Annotated in this window: 15 protein-coding genes, 2 pseudogenes and 1 riboswitch; of the genes and pseudogenes, 13 read left to right on the top strand and 4 right to left on the bottom strand. The window is 51.2% G+C overall.

The genetic code is table 11. The annotated features are described in order from the left end of the window. Positions 1-74 precede the first annotated feature (74 nt). Positions 75-311, top strand: a complete 237-nt coding sequence (locus EVJ28_RS02690; protein WP_035386187.1) for a YuzB family protein — start codon at positions 75-77, stop codon at positions 309-311. Positions 312-510: 199 nt separating this feature from the next. After that, on the top strand, positions 511-1,722 hold the full coding sequence (locus EVJ28_RS02685; protein ID WP_131455939.1) for a NupC/NupG family nucleoside CNT transporter: 1,212 nt from the start codon (positions 511-513) through the stop codon (positions 1,720-1,722). A gap of 110 nt (positions 1,723-1,832) precedes the next feature. Here EVJ28_RS02685 and EVJ28_RS02680 read toward each other — a convergent pair whose 3' ends face one another. Further along, on the bottom strand, positions 1,833-2,420 hold the full coding sequence (locus EVJ28_RS02680; RefSeq protein WP_131455941.1) for an ECF transporter S component: 588 nt from the start codon (positions 2,418-2,420) through the stop codon (positions 1,833-1,835). 158 nt (positions 2,421-2,578) lie between these two features. Beyond that, positions 2,579-2,720, bottom strand: a riboswitch (FMN riboswitch). 97 nt (positions 2,721-2,817) lie between these two features. Between EVJ28_RS02680 and EVJ28_RS02675 the strand changes: the two genes are divergently transcribed. Both EVJ28_RS02675 and EVJ28_RS02670 read left to right on the top strand, forming a co-directional pair. Further along, complete coding sequence (locus EVJ28_RS02675; protein ID WP_131487942.1) at positions 2,818-3,174, top strand: HesB/IscA family protein; 357 nt, start codon at positions 2,818-2,820, stop codon at positions 3,172-3,174. A 109-nt stretch (positions 3,175-3,283) separates the two neighbouring features. After that, positions 3,284-4,138 carry a Rossmann-fold NAD(P)-binding domain-containing protein gene (locus tag EVJ28_RS02670; protein ID WP_236634015.1) on the top strand — a complete coding sequence of 285 codons (855 nt, stop codon included), beginning with the start codon at positions 3,284-3,286 and terminating at the stop codon, positions 4,136-4,138. Between the two features lie 40 nt (positions 4,139-4,178). Here EVJ28_RS02670 and EVJ28_RS02665 read toward each other — a convergent pair whose 3' ends face one another. Beyond that, positions 4,179-5,156 carry an NAD(P)/FAD-dependent oxidoreductase gene (locus EVJ28_RS02665; protein ID WP_131455945.1) on the bottom strand — a complete coding sequence of 326 codons (978 nt, stop codon included), beginning with the start codon at positions 5,154-5,156 and terminating at the stop codon, positions 4,179-4,181. A gap of 268 nt (positions 5,157-5,424) precedes the next feature. Here EVJ28_RS02665 and EVJ28_RS02660 point away from each other — a divergent pair, with 268 nt between their 5' ends. From EVJ28_RS02660 to ptsG (EVJ28_RS02640), 5 genes and pseudogenes are all read left to right on the top strand, one after another. Next, positions 5,425-6,636, top strand: coding sequence for an NAD(P)/FAD-dependent oxidoreductase (locus EVJ28_RS02660; RefSeq protein ID WP_131455946.1), 1,212 nt, complete (start codon positions 5,425-5,427; stop codon positions 6,634-6,636). Positions 6,637-6,765: 129 nt separating this feature from the next. After that, positions 6,766-7,083 carry a YuiB family protein gene (locus EVJ28_RS02655; protein WP_070328765.1) on the top strand — a complete coding sequence of 106 codons (318 nt, stop codon included), beginning with the start codon at positions 6,766-6,768 and terminating at the stop codon, positions 7,081-7,083. 106 nt (positions 7,084-7,189) lie between these two features. After that, complete coding sequence (gene glcT / locus EVJ28_RS02650) at positions 7,190-8,038, top strand: glucose PTS transporter transcription antiterminator GlcT (protein WP_070328766.1); 849 nt, start codon at positions 7,190-7,192, stop codon at positions 8,036-8,038. A 216-nt stretch (positions 8,039-8,254) separates the two neighbouring features. Continuing rightward, positions 8,255-9,754 (top strand): annotated as a pseudogene (ptsG, locus tag EVJ28_RS02645) (glucose-specific PTS transporter subunit IIBC); the annotation flags it as partial. Between the two features lie 133 nt (positions 9,755-9,887). Continuing rightward, positions 9,888-11,825 (top strand): annotated as a pseudogene (ptsG, locus tag EVJ28_RS02640) (glucose-specific PTS transporter subunit IIBC); the annotation flags it as partial. Between the two features lie 139 nt (positions 11,826-11,964). Here the strand turns inward: ptsG (EVJ28_RS02640) and ptsP are convergent. Beyond that, complete coding sequence (gene ptsP / locus EVJ28_RS02635) at positions 11,965-13,683, bottom strand: phosphoenolpyruvate--protein phosphotransferase (RefSeq protein ID WP_131487940.1); 1,719 nt, start codon at positions 13,681-13,683, stop codon at positions 11,965-11,967. A gap of 332 nt (positions 13,684-14,015) precedes the next feature. On the opposite strand from ptsP, the gene EVJ28_RS02630 reads away from it, so the two are divergent. The 3 genes from EVJ28_RS02630 to EVJ28_RS02625 are packed head-to-tail and all read left to right on the top strand — an operon-like array spanning position 14,016 to position 16,253. Next, positions 14,016-15,458: a leucyl aminopeptidase gene (locus EVJ28_RS02630; protein WP_131487938.1), complete on the top strand. Its 1,443-nt coding sequence runs from the start codon at positions 14,016-14,018 to the stop codon at positions 15,456-15,458. Beyond that, positions 15,446-15,613, top strand: coding sequence for a hypothetical protein (locus EVJ28_RS14080; protein WP_161566945.1), 168 nt, complete (start codon positions 15,446-15,448; stop codon positions 15,611-15,613). Before EVJ28_RS02630 ends, EVJ28_RS14080 begins: the two co-directional genes overlap by 13 nt. Next, the gene (locus tag EVJ28_RS02625; RefSeq protein WP_131487936.1) at positions 15,594-16,253 is read left to right on the top strand and encodes a DUF429 domain-containing protein; all 660 of its coding nucleotides are present in this window, start codon (positions 15,594-15,596) and stop codon (positions 16,251-16,253) included. Before EVJ28_RS14080 ends, EVJ28_RS02625 begins: the two co-directional genes overlap by 20 nt. A gap of 5 nt (positions 16,254-16,258) precedes the next feature. Here EVJ28_RS02625 and ytvI read toward each other — a convergent pair whose 3' ends face one another. Next, positions 16,259-17,389 carry a sporulation integral membrane protein YtvI gene (gene ytvI, locus EVJ28_RS02620; RefSeq protein ID WP_131468300.1) on the bottom strand — a complete coding sequence of 377 codons (1,131 nt, stop codon included), beginning with the start codon at positions 17,387-17,389 and terminating at the stop codon, positions 16,259-16,261. A gap of 85 nt (positions 17,390-17,474) precedes the next feature. Here ytvI and EVJ28_RS02615 point away from each other — a divergent pair, with 85 nt between their 5' ends. Beyond that, the gene (locus EVJ28_RS02615) at positions 17,475-18,263 is read left to right on the top strand and encodes a MazG nucleotide pyrophosphohydrolase domain-containing protein (protein WP_131487934.1); all 789 of its coding nucleotides are present in this window, start codon (positions 17,475-17,477) and stop codon (positions 18,261-18,263) included. The last annotated feature ends 54 nt before the right edge of the window (positions 18,264-18,317 follow it).

Genomic DNA, 18,317 nt, shown 5'->3' with positions numbered 1-18,317 from the left:
CTAACTGTACCATGATATAATACCTCGTAGAAGAACCATTTTCCCGCAATAGGGGAAGAAAGACGGTGAAAAAAATGATGAATCCGATCATCGAGTTTTGTGCCTCGAACTTAGCGATGGGTTCACAGATCGCCCGGGCAAAACTAGAGTCCGATCCTGACCTAGACGTCGTCGAATATGGCTGTACCGGCTACTGTGGGGTCTGCTCGCTCGACTTGTTCTGTCTCGTCGACGGAGAAGTCGTGATCGGGGAGACGCCGGAGCAACTTGTCACGAACGTGTATGAAAAAATCGAAGAGATGGCCTGGTAAAAAAGTTTGAGAAATCTCAAACTTTTTTCTTTTTGACCCGTTGCTTTTTTAAAAACGGTCTGTTATATTCTAAGAGGTTCGAATGTAGGTTGTCTGACGTTTAACAACAGAAAAAGAAAGCGTTTCAAACGGTAGGGCACATCTCGATTCGGGTATAACACAATCGTCGGTTTTTCAATATGAAAGGAGCACAACACCAATGAACATCATGAGCGTGGTTGGTATTTTGGCATTAATTGGAATCGCTTACATCTTCTCGACCAACCGTAAAGCCATCAAATGGCGTACTGTTCTTGCCGCCTTCGCGGTCCAGTTTACATTCGCATTCCTCGTCCTTTTCACATCGGCAGGACGCGCGGCGTTAGAGTTTATCTCAGGAGGCGTCCAAAACGTCTTGAACACGGCGAACGCCGGGATCGGCTTTGTCTTCGGTTCGGCTGTCGGGGGAGACAACTTCGTCTTCGCGTTCCAGGTCTTACCGATCATCATCTTTATGTCTTCGTTAATTGCCTTTCTTTACTACATCGGTGTCATGCAGTGGGTCATCCGAATCCTCGGTACGGCACTTGCAAAAGCACTCGGTACGTCACGTAAAGAATCGCTCTCAGCGACGGCGAACATCTTCGTCGGTCAGACGGAAGCACCGCTCGTCATCAAGCCTTACCTCCCATCAATGACACAATCAGAATTGTTTGCCGTCATGGTCGGTGGTCTCGCATCGGTTGCCGGTTCGGTACTTGCTGGATACGCCGCACTCGGTGTTCCGCTCGAGTACTTGCTCGCAGCGAGCTTCATGGCAGCGCCTGCTGGTTTGATGTTTGCGAAAATCATCGTTCCGGAAACAGAAACTCCGGATGATGATATCGAAATTGCTGAAGATGAAGAGAACAAAGCAGCAAACTTCGTCGATGCGGCCGCTCGCGGTGCGTCAGACGGTTTGTTCCTCGCATTGAACGTCGGTGCGATGCTTCTTGCCTTCGTTTCATTGATCGCACTCGTCAACTTGCTTCTTGGTGGAATCGGTGGTTGGTTCGGTCTAGAAGGCCTCTCACTTCAATTGATCCTTGGTTACGTGTTTGCACCGCTCGCGTTCGTCATCGGTGTACCATGGGCAGATGCCGTACAATTCGGTAGCTTCCTTGGACAAAAACTCGTCTTGAACGAATTCGTTGCCTTCTCTGAGTTCGCACCGATCATCGGTTCAGGTGATTTGTCAGCTCGTACAGAAGCGATGATCGCGTTCGCACTCTGTGGATTCGCCAACATCTCATCACTTGCCATCCTTCTCGGTGGTCTTGGTGGTATGGCTCCGAACCGTCGTAACGACATCGCACGTATGGGTGTCCTCGCGATTCTCGCAGGTACGCTTGCGAACTTGATGTCAGCGACTCTCGCTGGTCTTCTTCTCTAATCGTTATTCACAAACAAGAGCGCTCACTCCGGTGGGCGCTCTTGTTCATGGTTGCCATATAGTGACTACAAAAAATCACCCAAGGGATGTCTCCCTTGGGTGATTGGGCGTTAAGCTTGCAGTTGCATGTGTTGACGTTCGATCCACGGCTTCAACTTCAGGAAGAGCGGGACGAACAAGGCGGTGATCAATAATGCCTTAATCAAGTTGAACGGTAAGATGCCGTACAAGACGAGGTTCGTTTTGACTGCCGGATCGGCCATCTCGGCCATTCCGAAGAAGAACGCGTAAGCTGGTAAAATGAGTAGGTAGTTCAAAATCGCCAAGCTGAGCGCCATCGTGATCGTACCTGCCACGAGGCCTGAAGCGAGCGCTTTATTCGTTTTACGTTTATGGTAGAACCAAGCGACCGGATATATGAATGCGACACCTGCAAAGAAGTTCGCGACTTCACCGACCGGGACGCCGCCACCGTTAAAGACATAGTAGAGGACGTTTTTGAGAGCGACGACCACGACACCTGCGAGTGGCGAGAAGACGATACCGGCGACGAGCGCTGGGATGTCACTGAAGTCCACTTTTAGGAATGGTGGCAGGAAGGGTAGCGGGAAGTTAAAGAGCATGAGGACGAATGAAATCGCCCCGAGCATCGATAGCGTCACCAGTGTTGTCAATCGTTTGTTGCGCGTTGTTTTCATCAAAATCTCTCCTTTTGTCGCTCCTTGATGAATGGCACCCGTCGCATAGAAAAACCCGATTGTGTGAACAATCGGGAGAGTTTACGCGCATACGAAACAGATGTTCTCGTCAACGTTTAAGCCACGCCAAAGAAAACATCCAAATATCGGTCGGATGCCGCCATCTTCTCCCATCCAGACTTTACTGTCGGCTTTCGAATCTCACGAAATCAGCAAGCAACGCCTTGCTCGCTCACGGGCTGAGAAGAACTTGTCTTCAATACCGCCGGTCGGGAATTTCACCCTGCCCCGAAGATGGAACGATTTAATTTTTTTTGTTACAGTTTAGTTATACAAGATATTTCACAAAATCACAAGTCAGTTGACTTGAAGTGAAGATAAATGAGGAGGAGTTCAGATGATTCATTTGACAGAGCCAGCCGCACTACAAGTCATCGATATGATGAAACAGACCGAACGCCCTGAAAATCAGTTCTTACGGATCAAAGTCCAAGGCGGTGGGTGTACCGGCCTATCCTATGGGATGGGGTTCGATGAAGACAAGACGGACAAGGATGTCCAGTTCGACCATCATGGCGTCCGCGTCATCGTCGCCGAAGCCGACCATGGTGTCGTCGACGGGCTCGAGATCGACTACAAGCAGTCGATGCTCGGCGGGGGCTTCACGATCAAAAATCCGAACGCGATCGCGACGTGCGGTTGCGGTTCGAGTTTCCGGACGGCGGCGAACGCCGGCACGCCCGGGGATTGCTAAACGATAGACGGGTTGCCGACATGTTCGGCAACCTTTTTTGGTGAGCATGTTAATGAGAGGAAATGAACGGGAATATTGGATGGAGAAGGATGAGAAGGGGGTAGGTACGATGAGGAAAGTGTTGATTTTCGGTGGCTCACGTTACTTTGGGAAACGGCTCGCGCTCCGTCTCGCTGAAGCGGGAGACGACGTGACGATCGTCACACGCGGTCAGCTGCAAGTGCCGGAAGCGGAAGGCATCCGCTCCATTAAAGGCGACCGTCAGTCGGTCGCGACGATGAAAGACCTCGCACGCAACGAGTATGACCTCGTCTACGACAATATTTGTTTCAATCCGTATCAGGCGAAGATCGCGACAGACGCCTTCATGGATCGGGTCGGGAAATATGTGCTCACGTCGACGATGTCCGTCTATGCGCCAGAGGCAGCTTTAAAAGAGAGCGACTTCAATCCGCTCCATCACGAATATCACCTCGACGCGGAACACGATTACGGACAAGGGAAACGAGAGGCCGAATCGTACTTCTTCCATCGGGCCTCATTCCCGGTCACGACGGTGCGGTTGCCGATCGTCCTAGGGCCGGATGATTACACCGACCGGTTAAAATTTTATGTCGACGCGGTTCGGAACGAAGAACCGATCGTATTACATCACCCGGAGGCGTTGATGGGATTCATCTCGAGTTTCGAGGCGGCAGCTTTCTTGGAATGGGTCGGCCGTGCCGACGTGAGGGGGCCGTTCAACGCCGCGAGCGACGGCCTCATCTCGCTAGGTGCGCTCATGGAACGAATTGGACAGCATATCGGTAAACCGGTCCAAATCATTAAGGATGGGGCGTCGTCCCCGTACGATACGGACGTCGACTACTACATGTCGAACGCCGAGGCGAAAAAAGCTGGCTTCGTGTTCACGCAACTCGATGATTGGATTGACCGTGTCATCATTCAAACGATCCGCAAATGAAAAAACGGCCTCTCATCGTTCGCAGATGAGAGGCCAGTCTTTATTTCCCGGCAAATACCGAGGTTGAATGTTGTGGGTGACGCGCTGTCGGGTCGACGAGCTGCTTCACTTGGTTGATGGCGATCGGTGCTTCACCGAAGCCGGTCGCGATCAATTTCACTTTGCCTTCGTACGTGGCGATGTCACCGCAAGCGAAGATGCCGGCGACTGTCGTCTCCATCCGTGAGTCGACACGGATCGTGTTTTTCTCAAACTCCATGCCCCAGTTTTTGATCGGGCCGAGCGATGAGACGAACCCGTAGTTACAAATCAAGTCGTCGATGTCGACGAACTTCGATTCGCCATCTTTGTCCGTCAGTTCGACCGACTCGATATGCGTCGCGCCTGAGAGTGATTCGATATTATAAGGCGTCCAGACGTTGATCGTCGAGGCCTTCATTTGTTCGACCGTATGCTCGTGAGCCCGGAAGCGGTCACGACGGTGGACGATATGGACTTCTTTGGCGATACCTTCGAGCATGAGTGCCCAGTCGACGGCCGAGTCGCCGCCGCCGGCGATCATGACGCGACGGTCGCGGAATTTCTCCATGCTGTCGACGAAGTAATGAAGGTTCGCATAATCTTCACAACCGTCCAGTCCGAGCGGACGTGCGGCGAACGCGCCGTTGCCGGCTGTGATGATGATCGCTTTCGTATGGTACTCGTCCTTGTTCGTCGAGATGTGGAACGTACCGTCTTCGAGTCGCTCGACCGTTTCGACCGTCTCGCCAAGGCGATAATCTTGTTCGAACTGATCGGCTTGCGCTTTCAGTTGGTCGACCAAGTCTTGGGCCTTCACTTTCGGGAAGCCGGCGATGTCATAAATATATTTCTCTGGATAGAGCGTCGATAATTGCCCGCCTAGTTGCGGCAAGCTTTCGATCAACGTCGCATCGAGTTGGCGCATACCTGCATAAAATGCGGTGAACAGTCCGATCGGACCGCCACCGATAATGACTACATCTTTCGTCGATTTCATCGAATTCCTCCTCATGAAGCGTGTACTTCTATTATATGGTCTAACGTGAACTAAATCCATTCAGTACAAAGATGCAATACTTTCGAAAAAAATTCAAGAAGATAAGCTTTTTCATTGAGAAAACAGATTAAACGTCGTACAATGAACGGGAAGCAATTGTGAACATTGGTTGAACAAGAATTAGGCTTTATTGTGAACATCTATGTGAAAAAACACACAACATAGTTGTTCAGGAAAACAAAACTTTTAAAATAAGGTGGAAATGAACATGAAACGACCTAACATTGTTATCCTCGGCGCAGGTTTCGGTGGACTCATCACGGCAGTAAACCTGCAAAAGACGCTCTCAGCTGGAGATGCAAACATCACGTTGATCAACAAACACGATTACCATTACCAAACGACTTGGCTTCATGAGCCGGCGGCCGGAACGATGAAGCCTGAGCAAGCTCGTGTCTACATTAACGATGTCGTCAATGCATCACGCGTTAAACTTGTCAAAGGGATCGTCGATCGCGTCGATACTACAGCCAAACAAGTGATGCTCGAAGACGGATCGACTGTCGAGTACGATTACGTCGTCTTCGCCCTCGGTGGCGTACCGGAAACGTTTGGTATCCCGGGCCTTAAAGAGAACGCGATGACGATCAACTCGCTCAACAGCGTTCGTAAAATTAAAGAACATATCGAGTACTCGTTCGCACAATACAAGACAAGCGGATCATCTGACCGTGCATTCGTCACGATCGTCGTCGGTGGTGCCGGATTCACAGGTATCGAGTTCCTCGGTGAGCTCGTCAACCGTGTCCCTGAACTTTGCAAACAGTACGATGTTCCCCGTGAAGCGGTCCGCATCGTCAACATCGAGGCAGCGCCAACGGTTCTTCCAGGGTTCGACCCGGAACTCACGACGTATGCGCAAAAATGGCTCGAGCGTAACGGCGTCGAGATGAAACTCGGCAACGGCATCAAAGCTGTAGAGCCAGGTGTCGTCACGTTCGGTCCACTCCAAGGTGAGACGACAGAGACGATCGCAGCGAACACGATCCTGTGGACAGGCGGCGTCAGCGGCAGTCCGACCGTAGAGAAGTCTGGCTTCGAAGCGGTCCGTAACCGCGTCATGGTCGAGGCAGACAACCGTGCCCCTGGCCACGATAACGTCTTCATCATCGGTGACTGCTCAGCGGTCATGGATCCGGTATCAAACCGTCCGTACCCGCCGACGGCGCAAATTGCGACACAGCAAGCGCACAACGTGGCGAAAAATATCGCTGCGCTCATCAACGGCAAGTCGACTTCGAAGTTCACGTATGAGAGCAAAGGGACGGTCGCGTCACTTGGCCATAACGATGGAATCGGAATCGTCATGGGCAAAAAGATCTTCGGTCGCAACGCTTCATTCATGAAGAAAGTCATCGACAACAAACACTTTATCGAGCTCAAAAAATACGGTCTCGTCCTTAAAAAAGGTAAATTCTGATTCGGTTGAGCCAACGAGCAGCCTGTTCATTTGAACGGGCTGTTTTTTCATGTCAACGATTCAGTGAACTTCTTTGACCAAGCGGATTTCTTTTCGGTATAATAGACAACGGGAAAAGGGGGCAATCACATGCATATCATCCAAGCCGTCATCGGCGCGATTTTATATTTAGTCATCTTCTTCAGCATCGGGTTCATCTTGAATATGCTGCTCAAAAAGACGTGGACGCTCGTGTTCATCTATCCGATTTTCGTCATCATGATGATCGACAACGTCAAGCTGTCAAGCTACGTCACGGAAACATCGACCGCGCTCGCGAACGTCTATGAGCGTCTGCTCGGTCTGCAGTTTCTCGACATTTTTATGCTCGGATTCGGATTGCTCGGTGCCATTTTGGCAGGGGTCACCATCCGGTACTTGCGTAAGAGCGGTTACTCGATGTTTTAAAGACGACAGAAATGTTCGTCTTTTTTTGGTTTCTGCCTACTTTTTTAGAAGCTGAACCGATATACTAGATAAGATAACGATTTAATTAGTAAGGGATGCGATACGAATGACATTACCGATGTATACGATCAAAAAAGTGTTGAATAATAGCGTTGTCATCTGTCAACATGATACGGATCCGGAAGTCATTCTGCTTGGGAAGGGGATTGGCTTCGGCAAGAAAGCGGGCGATCTTGTCGACCCGGCCAGCGTCCCGGAGAAAGTGTATCAATTGACGGACAAAGAAGAGCAATCTCAATACCGCGAGCTCGTGAAGCACGTCGATGAAGACTTCATCGCCTTCATGCAAGACATCGTCGGCTTTATCGAGAGCAGCACGGGGAAAAAAGTTGACCAACATATCCACATCGGCCTGACCGATCACTTGTTCTTTACGATGAAACGAATCGAGCAAGGGATGGAAGTGACGAATCCGTTCTTGCTCGAGACCGAATCGCTCTATCCGAACGAGTACGCGCTCGCCGAACGGATCGTCGACATGATCCACGAGCGCCTCGACGTGTTGCTTCCTGATGCCGAAGTCGGATTTATCGCCCTTCATATCCATTCGGCGACGACGTTTAAAAACGTCCTCGAAGTCAATCGTCATAATCAAATCATCGGACAGATCGTTCAGACGATTGAGAGTCGTTTGAACGTCAAAATGGACCGGACTTCGCTCGATTATAAGCGCTTACTTCGGCACTTAAGGTACGCCGTTGAGCGGGTTGCGACAGGTGAGACGGTCGAGGCCCCACAAAAAATAGAAAAGGTGTTGCGTGAAGAATATCCGCTATGCTATAGTACTGCTTGGGAGCTGATGGGCATCATGGAACGCGAATTAAAGCGTCCTGTCCCACGAGGTGAAGCGACATATTTGACGATGCATCTCCAGCGACTGACTACAAGTAGATAACTGATACCACGTATCTTACGTGTTACTGATTCGATCAGGCATGAGTAAGGAGTGGAACGGCTACGATTTCTCTATTTAGGAGAAGTCTACGTTCTGTACCTTATTCATGCCTGTTTCTGTTTTTATAAACGTTCATTATGAAAACGTTTAGATACGTCGGTTGTCTGACATCTACGTTCGGTTTCAACACAAACAATTACAAAAGGAGGATTTATCATGTTTAAGCAGATTTTTGGTGTTCTTCAAAAAGTCGGTAAAGCGCTTATGCTTCCTGTTGCGATCTTGCCGGCAGCCGGTCTTCTTCTCGCATTCGGTAACGCGATGCAAAACCCGGCCCTTACGTCACGCGCTGGTTGGTTGACGAACGCAGGCGTTGTCAAGTTTGCTCAGCTCATGGAGCAAGCAGGCGGAATTATCTTCTCGAACTTAGCACTCTTATTCGCAGTCGGTGTCGCGATCGGTTTAGCAGGGGACGGCGTTGCCGGACTCGCAGCCATCGTCGGGTTCCTCATCATGAACAAAGTCATGGGTGTTTGGCTCGAACTCACACCTGAGATCATCGCACAAGGTGACCCATCTTACGCGTCAGTCCTTGGTATCCCAACACTTCAAACAGGTGTCTTCGGTGGTATCATCGTCGGTCTGATAGCGGCCTGGGCATACAATAAGTACTTCAATATCGAATTGCCGCAATTCCTTGGCTTCTTCGCTGGTAAGCGCTTCGTCCCGATCGTCACAGCTGTATTGGCTGTCGTCGCGGGTTTCGTCATGCTTCTCATCTGGCCACCGGTTCAGCACGGATTGAACACGTTCTCGAACTTCATGTTGACTGAAAACCGCACGTTAGCGGCGTTCGTCTTCGGTTTAATCGAACGTTCATTGATCCCGTTCGGTTTGCACCATATCTTCTACTCACCGTTCTGGTTCGAATTCGGATCATACACGGATGCAGCTGGTACGATTGTCCGCGGTGACCAAGCGATCTTCTTCGCTCAAATCCGTGACGGTGCCGAGCTTACAGCCGGTACGTTCATGACTGGTAAGTACCCGTTCATGATGTTCGGTCTTCCTGCAGCAGCACTTGCGATGTACCATGAAGCACGTCCTGAACGTAAAGCGGTCGTCGGTGGTCTCTTGGCTTCGGCAGCACTCACATCGTTCTTGACAGGTATCACAGAGCCGATCGAGTTCTCATTCTTGTTCGTCGCTCCACTCTTGTTCGCAGTACACGCAGTCTTCGCTGGTCTTTCATTCATGGTCATGCACATTTTGAACGTCAAAATCGGGATGACGTTCTCAGGCGGTTTGATCGACTACCTTCTCTTCGGTGTTCTTCCTAACCGTACAGACTGGTGGCTCGTCATTCCAGTCGGACTTGCGTTCGCAGTCATCTACTACTTCGGATTCCGTTTCGTTATCCGTAAGTTCAACCTTAAAACACCGGGCCGTGAAGATGAAGTTGTTGAGCAATCAACTGCTACTGGTTCGGAACTTGCACAAGATATCCTCGTTGGTTTCGGTGGTTCACAAAACATCAAACACCTTGACGCATGTATCACACGTCTTCGCGTCGAAGTTAAAGATAAGAGCCAAGTGAACAAAGAAGAGTTGAAACGTCTCGGGGCAGCTGGTGTCCTCGAAGTCGGTAACAACATTCAAGCCATCTTTGGACCGCGTTCGGATGCATTGAAATCAGAGATGCAAGCGGTCATCGCTTCAGGTAACGAAAAGAAAGCAAACTAAGTATTAAGCCAATCCGTTAAGGGTTGGCTTTTTTTGTGTGGGGAAACGGTTTCAGCCTGGTATCAGATGGGGAAAAGTAAGTATTCTGACAAAAGGAGGAACCATGATGTGGAAGAAAGTGTTTGGTGTATTGCAGCGGATCGGGAAAGCGCTCATGCTTCCGGTTGCGATTTTGCCGGCAGCCGGTCTATTACTCGCCTTTGGTACTGCGTTCCAAAATCCTGATCTCGTTTCGCTGTTACCTTTCTTGGCAAATGATGCACTCGTCCTCGTTTGGCAAGTCATGACCGATGCCGGGGATATCGTGTTTGCCAATTTAGGTCTGTTGTTCGCCGTCGGGGTCGCCATTGGGCTGGCCAACGGAGACGGTGTTGCCGGGTTAGCAGCTATCGTTGGTTATTTGATCATGAACAAAGTTATTAGTACGTGGAACGGGATTACTGCAGAAATTGTCCAGGGGGATCCTGCCTATGCATCGGTACTTGGCATCCCGACGCTCCAAATGGGGGTATTCGGGGGTATCATCGCCGGTTTAATTGCCGCGTTCGCGTATAACAAGTACTTTAACATCAAGTTGCCGGACTTCTTAGGATTCTTTGCCGGTAAACGTTTCGTTCCGATTGCGACCGCCGCGTTCAGTTTGGTGATCGGGATTGCGCTGGCCTATGTCTGGCCGCCGATCGGTACTGCCATCAATACGTTCTCGAGCACGATCATTGAGGCGAACGTGGCGGTTTCCGCCTTCGTTTTCGGATTGGTCGAACGCTCGTTGATCCCGTTCGGTCTGCACCATATTTGGTACTCACCGTTTTGGTTCCAGTTCGGGGAATATACGAACCAAGCGGGGGATCTCGTCCAAGGGGACCAACGGATCTTCTTCGCCCAACTTCGTGACGGCGTCGATTTCACAGCCGGGACGTACATGACCGGGAAGTTCCCGTTCATGATGTTCGGATTGCCTGCCGCCTGTCTCGCCATGTTCCACACCGTTCCGAAAGAGCGTCGTAAAGACGTAGAAGGACTTTACTTCTCAGCAGCCCTCACTTCATTTTTGACGGGGATCACAGAACCGGTCGAGTTCTCGTTCGTCTTCGTCGCACCACTTCTCTTCGGTATTCATGCCGTGTTCGCTGGACTCTCGTTTATGACGATGCATTTGCTAAACGTAAAAATCGGGATGACGTTCTCGGGCGGACTCATCGACTACATGTTGTTCGGGGTATTACCGAACCGGACGGCTTGGTGGCTCGTCATTCCAGTCGGTCTCGTCTTCGCGGTCATCTATTACTTTGGATTCCGTTTCGCGATCACGAAGTTCGATTTGAAGATTCCAGGTCGTGACGTCGTCGCTGAAGGACGTGGCGCCCGAACGGTCGTCGGCGATGACCTTCCGTACGAAGTGCTCGTCGGTCTCGGCGGTCCTGAGAATATCAAGCATCTTGATGCTTGTATCACACGACTCCGTGTCACCGTGAACGATGTCAAACAAGTCGATAAAGACTTGCTGAAAGATCTGGGTGCCGCCGGTGTGCTTGAAGTCGGTGATAACATCCAAGCTATCTTCGGACCAAAATCCGATACACTCAAGTCGCAAATTGCCGCCATCATCGAAGGTGGCGAGTACAAACCGAAAGAAAAAGCGGTCATCACGCCGGAAGCGGCCGAGCATGCCGACCATCGCTTCCTCGCACCGATGTCCGGTGTCATCTTGTCGCTTGACGATGTACCGGACCAAGTCTTCTCGGGCCGGATGATGGGTGAAGGGTTCGCGATCGAGCCGAGTTCCGGCCAAGTCGTGGCACCGGTCACTGGTCAGATCACGACGTTCTTCCCGACGAAACACGCGATTGGGCTGCTCGCGGACGACGGACGCGAGATTCTCATCCACGTCGGTCTTGATACGGTCAATCTGAAAGGGGAAGGGTTCGTCGCCAAAGTGAAAGAAGGCGACCGCGTCGAAGCGGGAGATATTCTGCTCGATGTCGACCTCGACTTGATCCGTGACAAAGTCCCGTCGCTTATCACGCCGATCATTTGGACGAACGGGGACGGCAAAGTCGTCGTCGTACCGTTCGGAGAGACGGTCGTCGCCGGGGAAGCGCTCGATTTTAGAACGGATGACAAAGGCGCGGAATAAGCGCAAAAAAAAGTGGCTCTCGCAATTTTGCGAGAGCCACTTTTGATTATGCTTTAATATCGAATTTTTGGCTGATGAAGTTGACGACTTCTTCGGCTGTATCCATGTTGAGGACGTCGTTGACGATCGCTTCTGTTTCAGCTTTCGTAAGACGTTTGACGAGGCTACGTGCGCGAAGGACGCTTGAAGCCGACATCGAGAACTCGTCGAGGCCAAGTCCGAGCAGGATTGGAATCGCGAGCTCTTCTCCAGCCATCTCGCCACACATGCCGACCCATTTGCCTGCTTTGTGTGCTTCTGTGATGACGTTGTGGAGAAGGTTCAAGATGGCCGGGTTGAACGGCTGGTACAAGTACGAGACTTTCTCGTTCATGCGGTCAGCTGCCATCGTGTATTGAATCAAGTCGTTCGTGCCGACAGAGAAGAAGTCGACTTCTTTCGCAAATTGTTTCGCCATGACAGCTGTCGAAGGAATTTCGACCATCATCCCTGTCTCGTAGTTACCGACAGCGATGCCTTCTGCTTTCAACTTCGCTTCTTCTTCGAGAAGAAGGGCTTTCGCCGCGCGGAACTCTTCAAGTGTCGCGATCATTGGGAACATGATAGCGAGGTCACCGTGAGCCGAGGCGCGGAGAAGGGCGCGAAGTTGTGTGCGGAACAAGTCCGTTTCTTCAAGGCAAAGGCGGATGGCGCGATAGCCGAGGAACGGGTTCATCTCTTTCGGGAGGTCGAGGTAAGATAATTCTTTATCTCCACCGATGTCGAGCGTACGGATGACGACTTGTTTGCCTTCCATACCTTCGATTACTGTTTTGTATGCAGTATACTGCTCTTCTTCAGTCGGGAACGTTTCTGAATCCATGTAAAGGAATTCTGTCCGATAAAGACCGATCGCATCAGAACCGTTTTTGAGAACGCCTTCAAGGTCGTTCGGTGTCCCGATGTTCGCCGCGAGTTTCACTTTATGACCGTCTGCAGTGACAGACTCTTCGTTGACGAGTTGCTTCAATTCTTCTTTGTACGCTTCGAATGACGCACGTTTTGCGACGTATTCATTGACGAGTTCTTCAGACGGATTGACGAAAACGTCTCCTTCTGTCCCGTCGATGACGACGAGGTCGCCGTTCTTGATTTCTTCGAGTGCGACTTTTGTTCCGACGACTGCCGGGATTTCAAGTGAGCGCGACATGATGGCCGAGTGTGACGTACGACCGCCAATGTTTGTCGCGAACCCTTTGACGTATTTGCGGTTGAGCTGAGCTGTATCAGACGGTGTCAAATCTTCAGCGATGATGATGACTTCCTCTGAAATTGAAGCAGGTGTCATGAACGTGACGCCGAGGATGTGGGCCATGACGCGTTTTGTGACGTCGCGGACATCAGCCGCGCGCTCGCGCATGTACTCGTTGTCCATCGATTCAAAGATCATGATCATCGTTTGAGCGACTTCATCGAGCGCTTTCGCAGCGTTCATGTGTTCGCTTTCAATTTTTTCGTTCACTTGCGAGACGATTTCTGGGTCTTCCACGATGAGCAAGTGAGCCGAGAAAATCTCAGCCTTGTCTTCTCCGAGTTCACGCAGTGTGATCTGGCGGATTTCTTCGAGTTCTGTTTTCGACTGATCGATGGCTGCTTGGAAACGCGCCTTCTCAGCGGTTACGTCCTCGATTTTGTTCGTCGGGATGTCAAATGAAGGTGTCTCCATGACGAATGCTTTCGCAACTGCGATTCCTGCAGATGCGCCAATACCTTTAATGTGTGACATAAGCGTAATCCCTCTCTTCAAAGAAATAGTGTTTTTTCCGACGGTTACCTCGTTAGTTCTTACCCGAAATGAAAAAGGAACTAACGAAAACCCGGAAGATTAAAGTAGCAACGGTCTACTACTAGGGGAAGCCTCGACCGAACAAAGTGGCCTCGCCTCGAGCACGAGGGATGCCTGATTGCGTACTTTCCTATCCTATCATAAAATAAATCATCGTCACAACGAGGAGATAGCCTTTGAATTTGAAGAATTAGCGACGATTGCGCATACTATTTCATTATTTCGATGAAGTTCGTTATGCTTACCTTATATAAAGAAGGGAAGTGGCAAATATGTATCAATTCGCTGAATTAGACTGGACCGGTTCACACGACACGGTCGTTGTCGGAATCGGGGCAGCCGACGCCGTCGAAGCAGGGCTCGACACGTTGTTCAACGGGCGCGTCAAATCGCTCATCCAGTCAGCTGACATCTCGACGAAGACAGGGGAAGTTTCGATCGTGCCGACGTTTGAGGGGAACATCAAACGCGTGCTGTTCGTGGGTTTAGGACAACGTAACGATTCGTCCGTCGAAAACTTGCGGAATTGGTTCGGGAAAGTCGCGAAAGAAATCAAAGCCCGCGCCTTCACGGACGTTGCGGTCGCGCTCGACACGTTTGAACCAGGCACGGCGAGCTTGTTCGCCGAAGCGTATGAGATGGCGACGTATGAGCATCCTACATACAAGTCGGCGCCAAAATCGGCGACACCGGACGTGACGATCACCCTTTTAGGAGACGCGAACGAAGCGGACGTCGAAGCGGGTGCCGCATACGGGCGTGGGGTCAACGTCGCTCGGACGTTGACGATGATGCCGGCTAACATTTTGGACGCAGTGGCGCTAGCCGACTACGCTGTCGACCTGGCCGAGCGTCATGGTTTCAGCTATCGAATCATTGAAAAAGAAGAGATGGAGGCGCTCGGTATGGGGGCGCTGCTCGCCGTCAATCAAGGTTCGATAATCCCGCCGAAGTTGATCGTGCTCGAGTACAACGGTGCCGGTGACGATGCGCCGATTGCCGTCGTCGGAAAAGGTGTCACGTTCGACACGGGCGGTTACTCGATCAAGCCGAAAGACGGGATCGTCGGGATGAAAGGCGATATGGGTGGTGCGGCCACCGTGCTCGGTCTGTTTGAGACGCTCGCGACGACGAAACCGGCTGTCAACGTGCTCGGCGTCATTCCGGCAACGGACAACATGATTTCAGGAGACGCGTTCAAACCGGACGACGTCATTACGGCGATGAACGGGAAAACGATCGAAGTGCTCAATACCGATGCGGAAGGACGACTCGTTCTTGCCGATGCGGTGACGTTCGCGAAGACGTATGAGCCGAAAGCCATCATCGACGTAGCGACGCTGACAGGCGGTGTACTCGTCGCGCTCGGTACTGAGGTGACGGGTTGCCTGACGAACGACGACTCGCTCTATGAGGCACTAGAGACGGCGAGCCGAGCAACGAATGAGCTCGTTTGGCAAATGCCTTACTTTGATGTGTTCATCAAGCAAGTTCGGAAATCTGAAGTCGCTGACTTGAACAACTCACCGGGCCGTTACGGTCATATGATTTTCGGTGGCGCGTTCGTCGGCGAGTTCGTCGGTGACACGCCGTGGCTCCACCTCGATATCGCGGGAACGAGCGAGCGTTCTGCGGCGAGTGATCTCGGTCCAAAAGGCCCGACCGGTGTCATGGTACGTACACTTGCGTCAATGCTCGAAGGATGGAAGCGTTGAAATTCGGATTGATGTTGATCGGTTTGGCCATCGTCGCAGGTCTCGGCTATGCGGCTTGGCCGAGCCAGTTGTTGTTGGGGGTATCCGTCTTTAGTGCGGTGCTCGGAGTTTTGTTTTTGATTCAGGAGGGACGCCGTGGTCGGAGTAGGAATTGATGGGGCACGCGGAGGCTGGGTACGTATCACGTACGATAGCATCTCGCTGTGCTTGACCATCTCAGAACAGTTGGAAGATTTATTGATTGACGGGGCAATCCACTTCGTCGACATGCCGAACGATCTCGGGACGATCTCAAACCCGGACCGGACGTGCGATGCGTGGATGCGGGCCCAGTTGAAGCAACGGAAGTCGTCGATCTTCACGCCGCCGATTCAAGACGTCGTGATGGAACAGACGTATGAAGCCGCCAATGTGAGAAGCCGCGAACTGATTGGAAAAGGAATCAGCAAGCAAGCATGGAACCTCGTGCCGCGTATTCGTGAGTTTCAAACGATTACGGCTGAAGACGTGTATGAGTCGCATCCGGAAGTCTGTTTCTCCGTCATGACCGGACACGAGGCCGATTTCAGCAAAAAGACTGAGGCCGGCGAGGCCGAACGGATCGAGCTGTTGCGGCGCTATTCGAAAAGTTCGCCGTGGAAGTGGAAGATGTCGAACGTCAAAGTCGACGATATCATCGACGCATGTATCCTTGCCGTCGCCGCCTATGAGGCCGGTACGACAGGCTTAGAGACGCATCCGCATCAAACAGAGGGATTACCGTTCGTAGCGGTACCGAAGACAAAAGAGCGATGACCGCGTCATCGCTCTTTTGGTGTCTGGATCGGTCCGAGGACGAACTTCCATATGTAATGAAATACTTGGGCGTTGTAGAGTGCTTTCAGCAATACCGCGAGGACTGGTCCTAAAATGAAACCGAGGACACCGAACAGTTGCAGACCGACAAAGATCGAGATCAAAGCCGCGAGCGGATCGAGGCCGATATGAGAGCCGACGATCTTCGGCTCGGCCAAGTTACGTTGGACGATGACGAGGATATAGAGCACGAGAAGCCCGATCGCGCTGAACCAGTCGCCTGAGATGGCCGCGTAGGCTGCCCATGGCACTAAGAGTGTCCCGACACCGAGGTAAGGCAACAGATCAAAGAAGGCGGCTAACAAGGCGAATGAGAACGGGTTGTCGACACGTAGAATGAACATCCCGACCAAGACGATTCCGAACGTGATGGAAATGAGGGTCAATTGGGCCCGGACATAGCCGAACAAAGCCGAACGTAAATTGAGCATGACGAGTTCGAACTCTTTAAAGCCTTTTCGTTTATTCAACCGTTCGATCGAACGCATGTAAGACGGCCAGTCTTTCGTGATGAAGAACCAGGCTAGGACGATGACGACGAACAAGAGCAGGACGAGCGGGAGTGCGCTCAGGATGTCTTGCAGGAGCCCGGCGACACCTCGTGACAGGACGCCGATCGCGGCACCGAGTTGGACGCCGATTTCAGTGATGCCACCTTCGAGCGATGTCGTTTGACCAGGGTTTAACCGCTGGATGCTGTCGTAGGCGTCGTTGACGAACGGGGCGATTTTTTGATTGAACATACGCTGCACGTAGGCAGTGAACGTCTCGATCTGGTCTGGAAGTTTTTCGGCCGCAATCGTCAAGTAACGGATCAATTGGGTGACGACGATGGCGATGACGCCGCTGACAAGACTCATGACGATTAGCAGTGAAACGAGGGTGCCAAGGGCACGCGGGATCTTCGTTTCACGCTCGAACAAGTTGACGAGGGGGACTGTCAACAAGGATAACAAGAAAGCGAACACGAAAGGATACGTGTACGTAAAGAGGACGCTCAGTCCCCAAATAACGAGCACGAGTCCGATGCCGACAAGGAGAAACCGAAGTAATTGCCAAAGTCTTACAGGAGACATGAGGCGTTGCCCCTTTCCTAACAATTGGATTGAGCATAGTATACCACGCAACTGGTAAATGAAGAGGATGGATAGGTGAGTAAATATGAAGGAGATTCAACAGAAAATCGATCGGATGATTATCCACTTAGGAGGATATTGGCGGCCGTTATCAGGCTTGGCAAGATTATTAGAAGAAGTGGGGGAAGTGGGTGGTGCCTTGCATGACCAGGACGAAGCAGCGCTCGTGGAAGAGCTGTTAGACGTATTCGTCATTTCAACTTGTCTCGCTAATCAGTATGCGATCGAACTTGACGATCAATCGAACGGACGAGGCGAGCGCCTCGTTCATCGCGCTTACTATTCGCTCGTTCGGGAAGCGGGGGAGGTTGCCCGGACCTTGAACGCCTACGAAGGGGATAAAAAATTGAAAGCATCATCGACACCGGGTTCGTTACAGTATCGAATCGAGAGCGTCCAAGCAGCGGTGTTCGATATCGCACGCGAGATTGAGCTTGATTTGTATGCGGAAATCGGTTCGCTGATCGATGAGAAATCCGCGCGCGATTTCGGGCGGTTCGATCATACGCCTGATCCGATCACCGAATCATCGGTGCGATTGTACACGCGTTTTAAACCTGGTCGATATTGGGGAGGAATTGAGGCTAAACCTTCGGAGGAAGCGAGCCGATATAGAGAACGAGAATATAACATGGAACGATTTTTAAAGATTGCCCATGTCGAAGGGCTGGATGGGTTCGTCGTTCGTCAACCGGACGAGCCGTTCATCATGACGTCCTCTCTCGAGCAAGACTGGAAGGTGCCAGAATCGTTCATAATCGACGAAGAATGGCATGAAATAAACAAATTTATCATCATTCGTAAAAAATGGTAGAAAAGTATTCCCCTTTTTATCAAAAATATGCATCTTTTTTTCAATTACTTACTT

The organism is Exiguobacterium sp. SH3S3 (assembly GCF_004337115.1).
Taxonomy (GTDB): Bacteria; Bacillota; Bacilli; order Exiguobacteriales; family Exiguobacteriaceae; genus Exiguobacterium; species Exiguobacterium aurantiacum_A.
The sequence above is the reverse complement of the archived record's forward strand: the minus strand, read 5'-3'. Positions and strand labels throughout refer to the sequence as shown.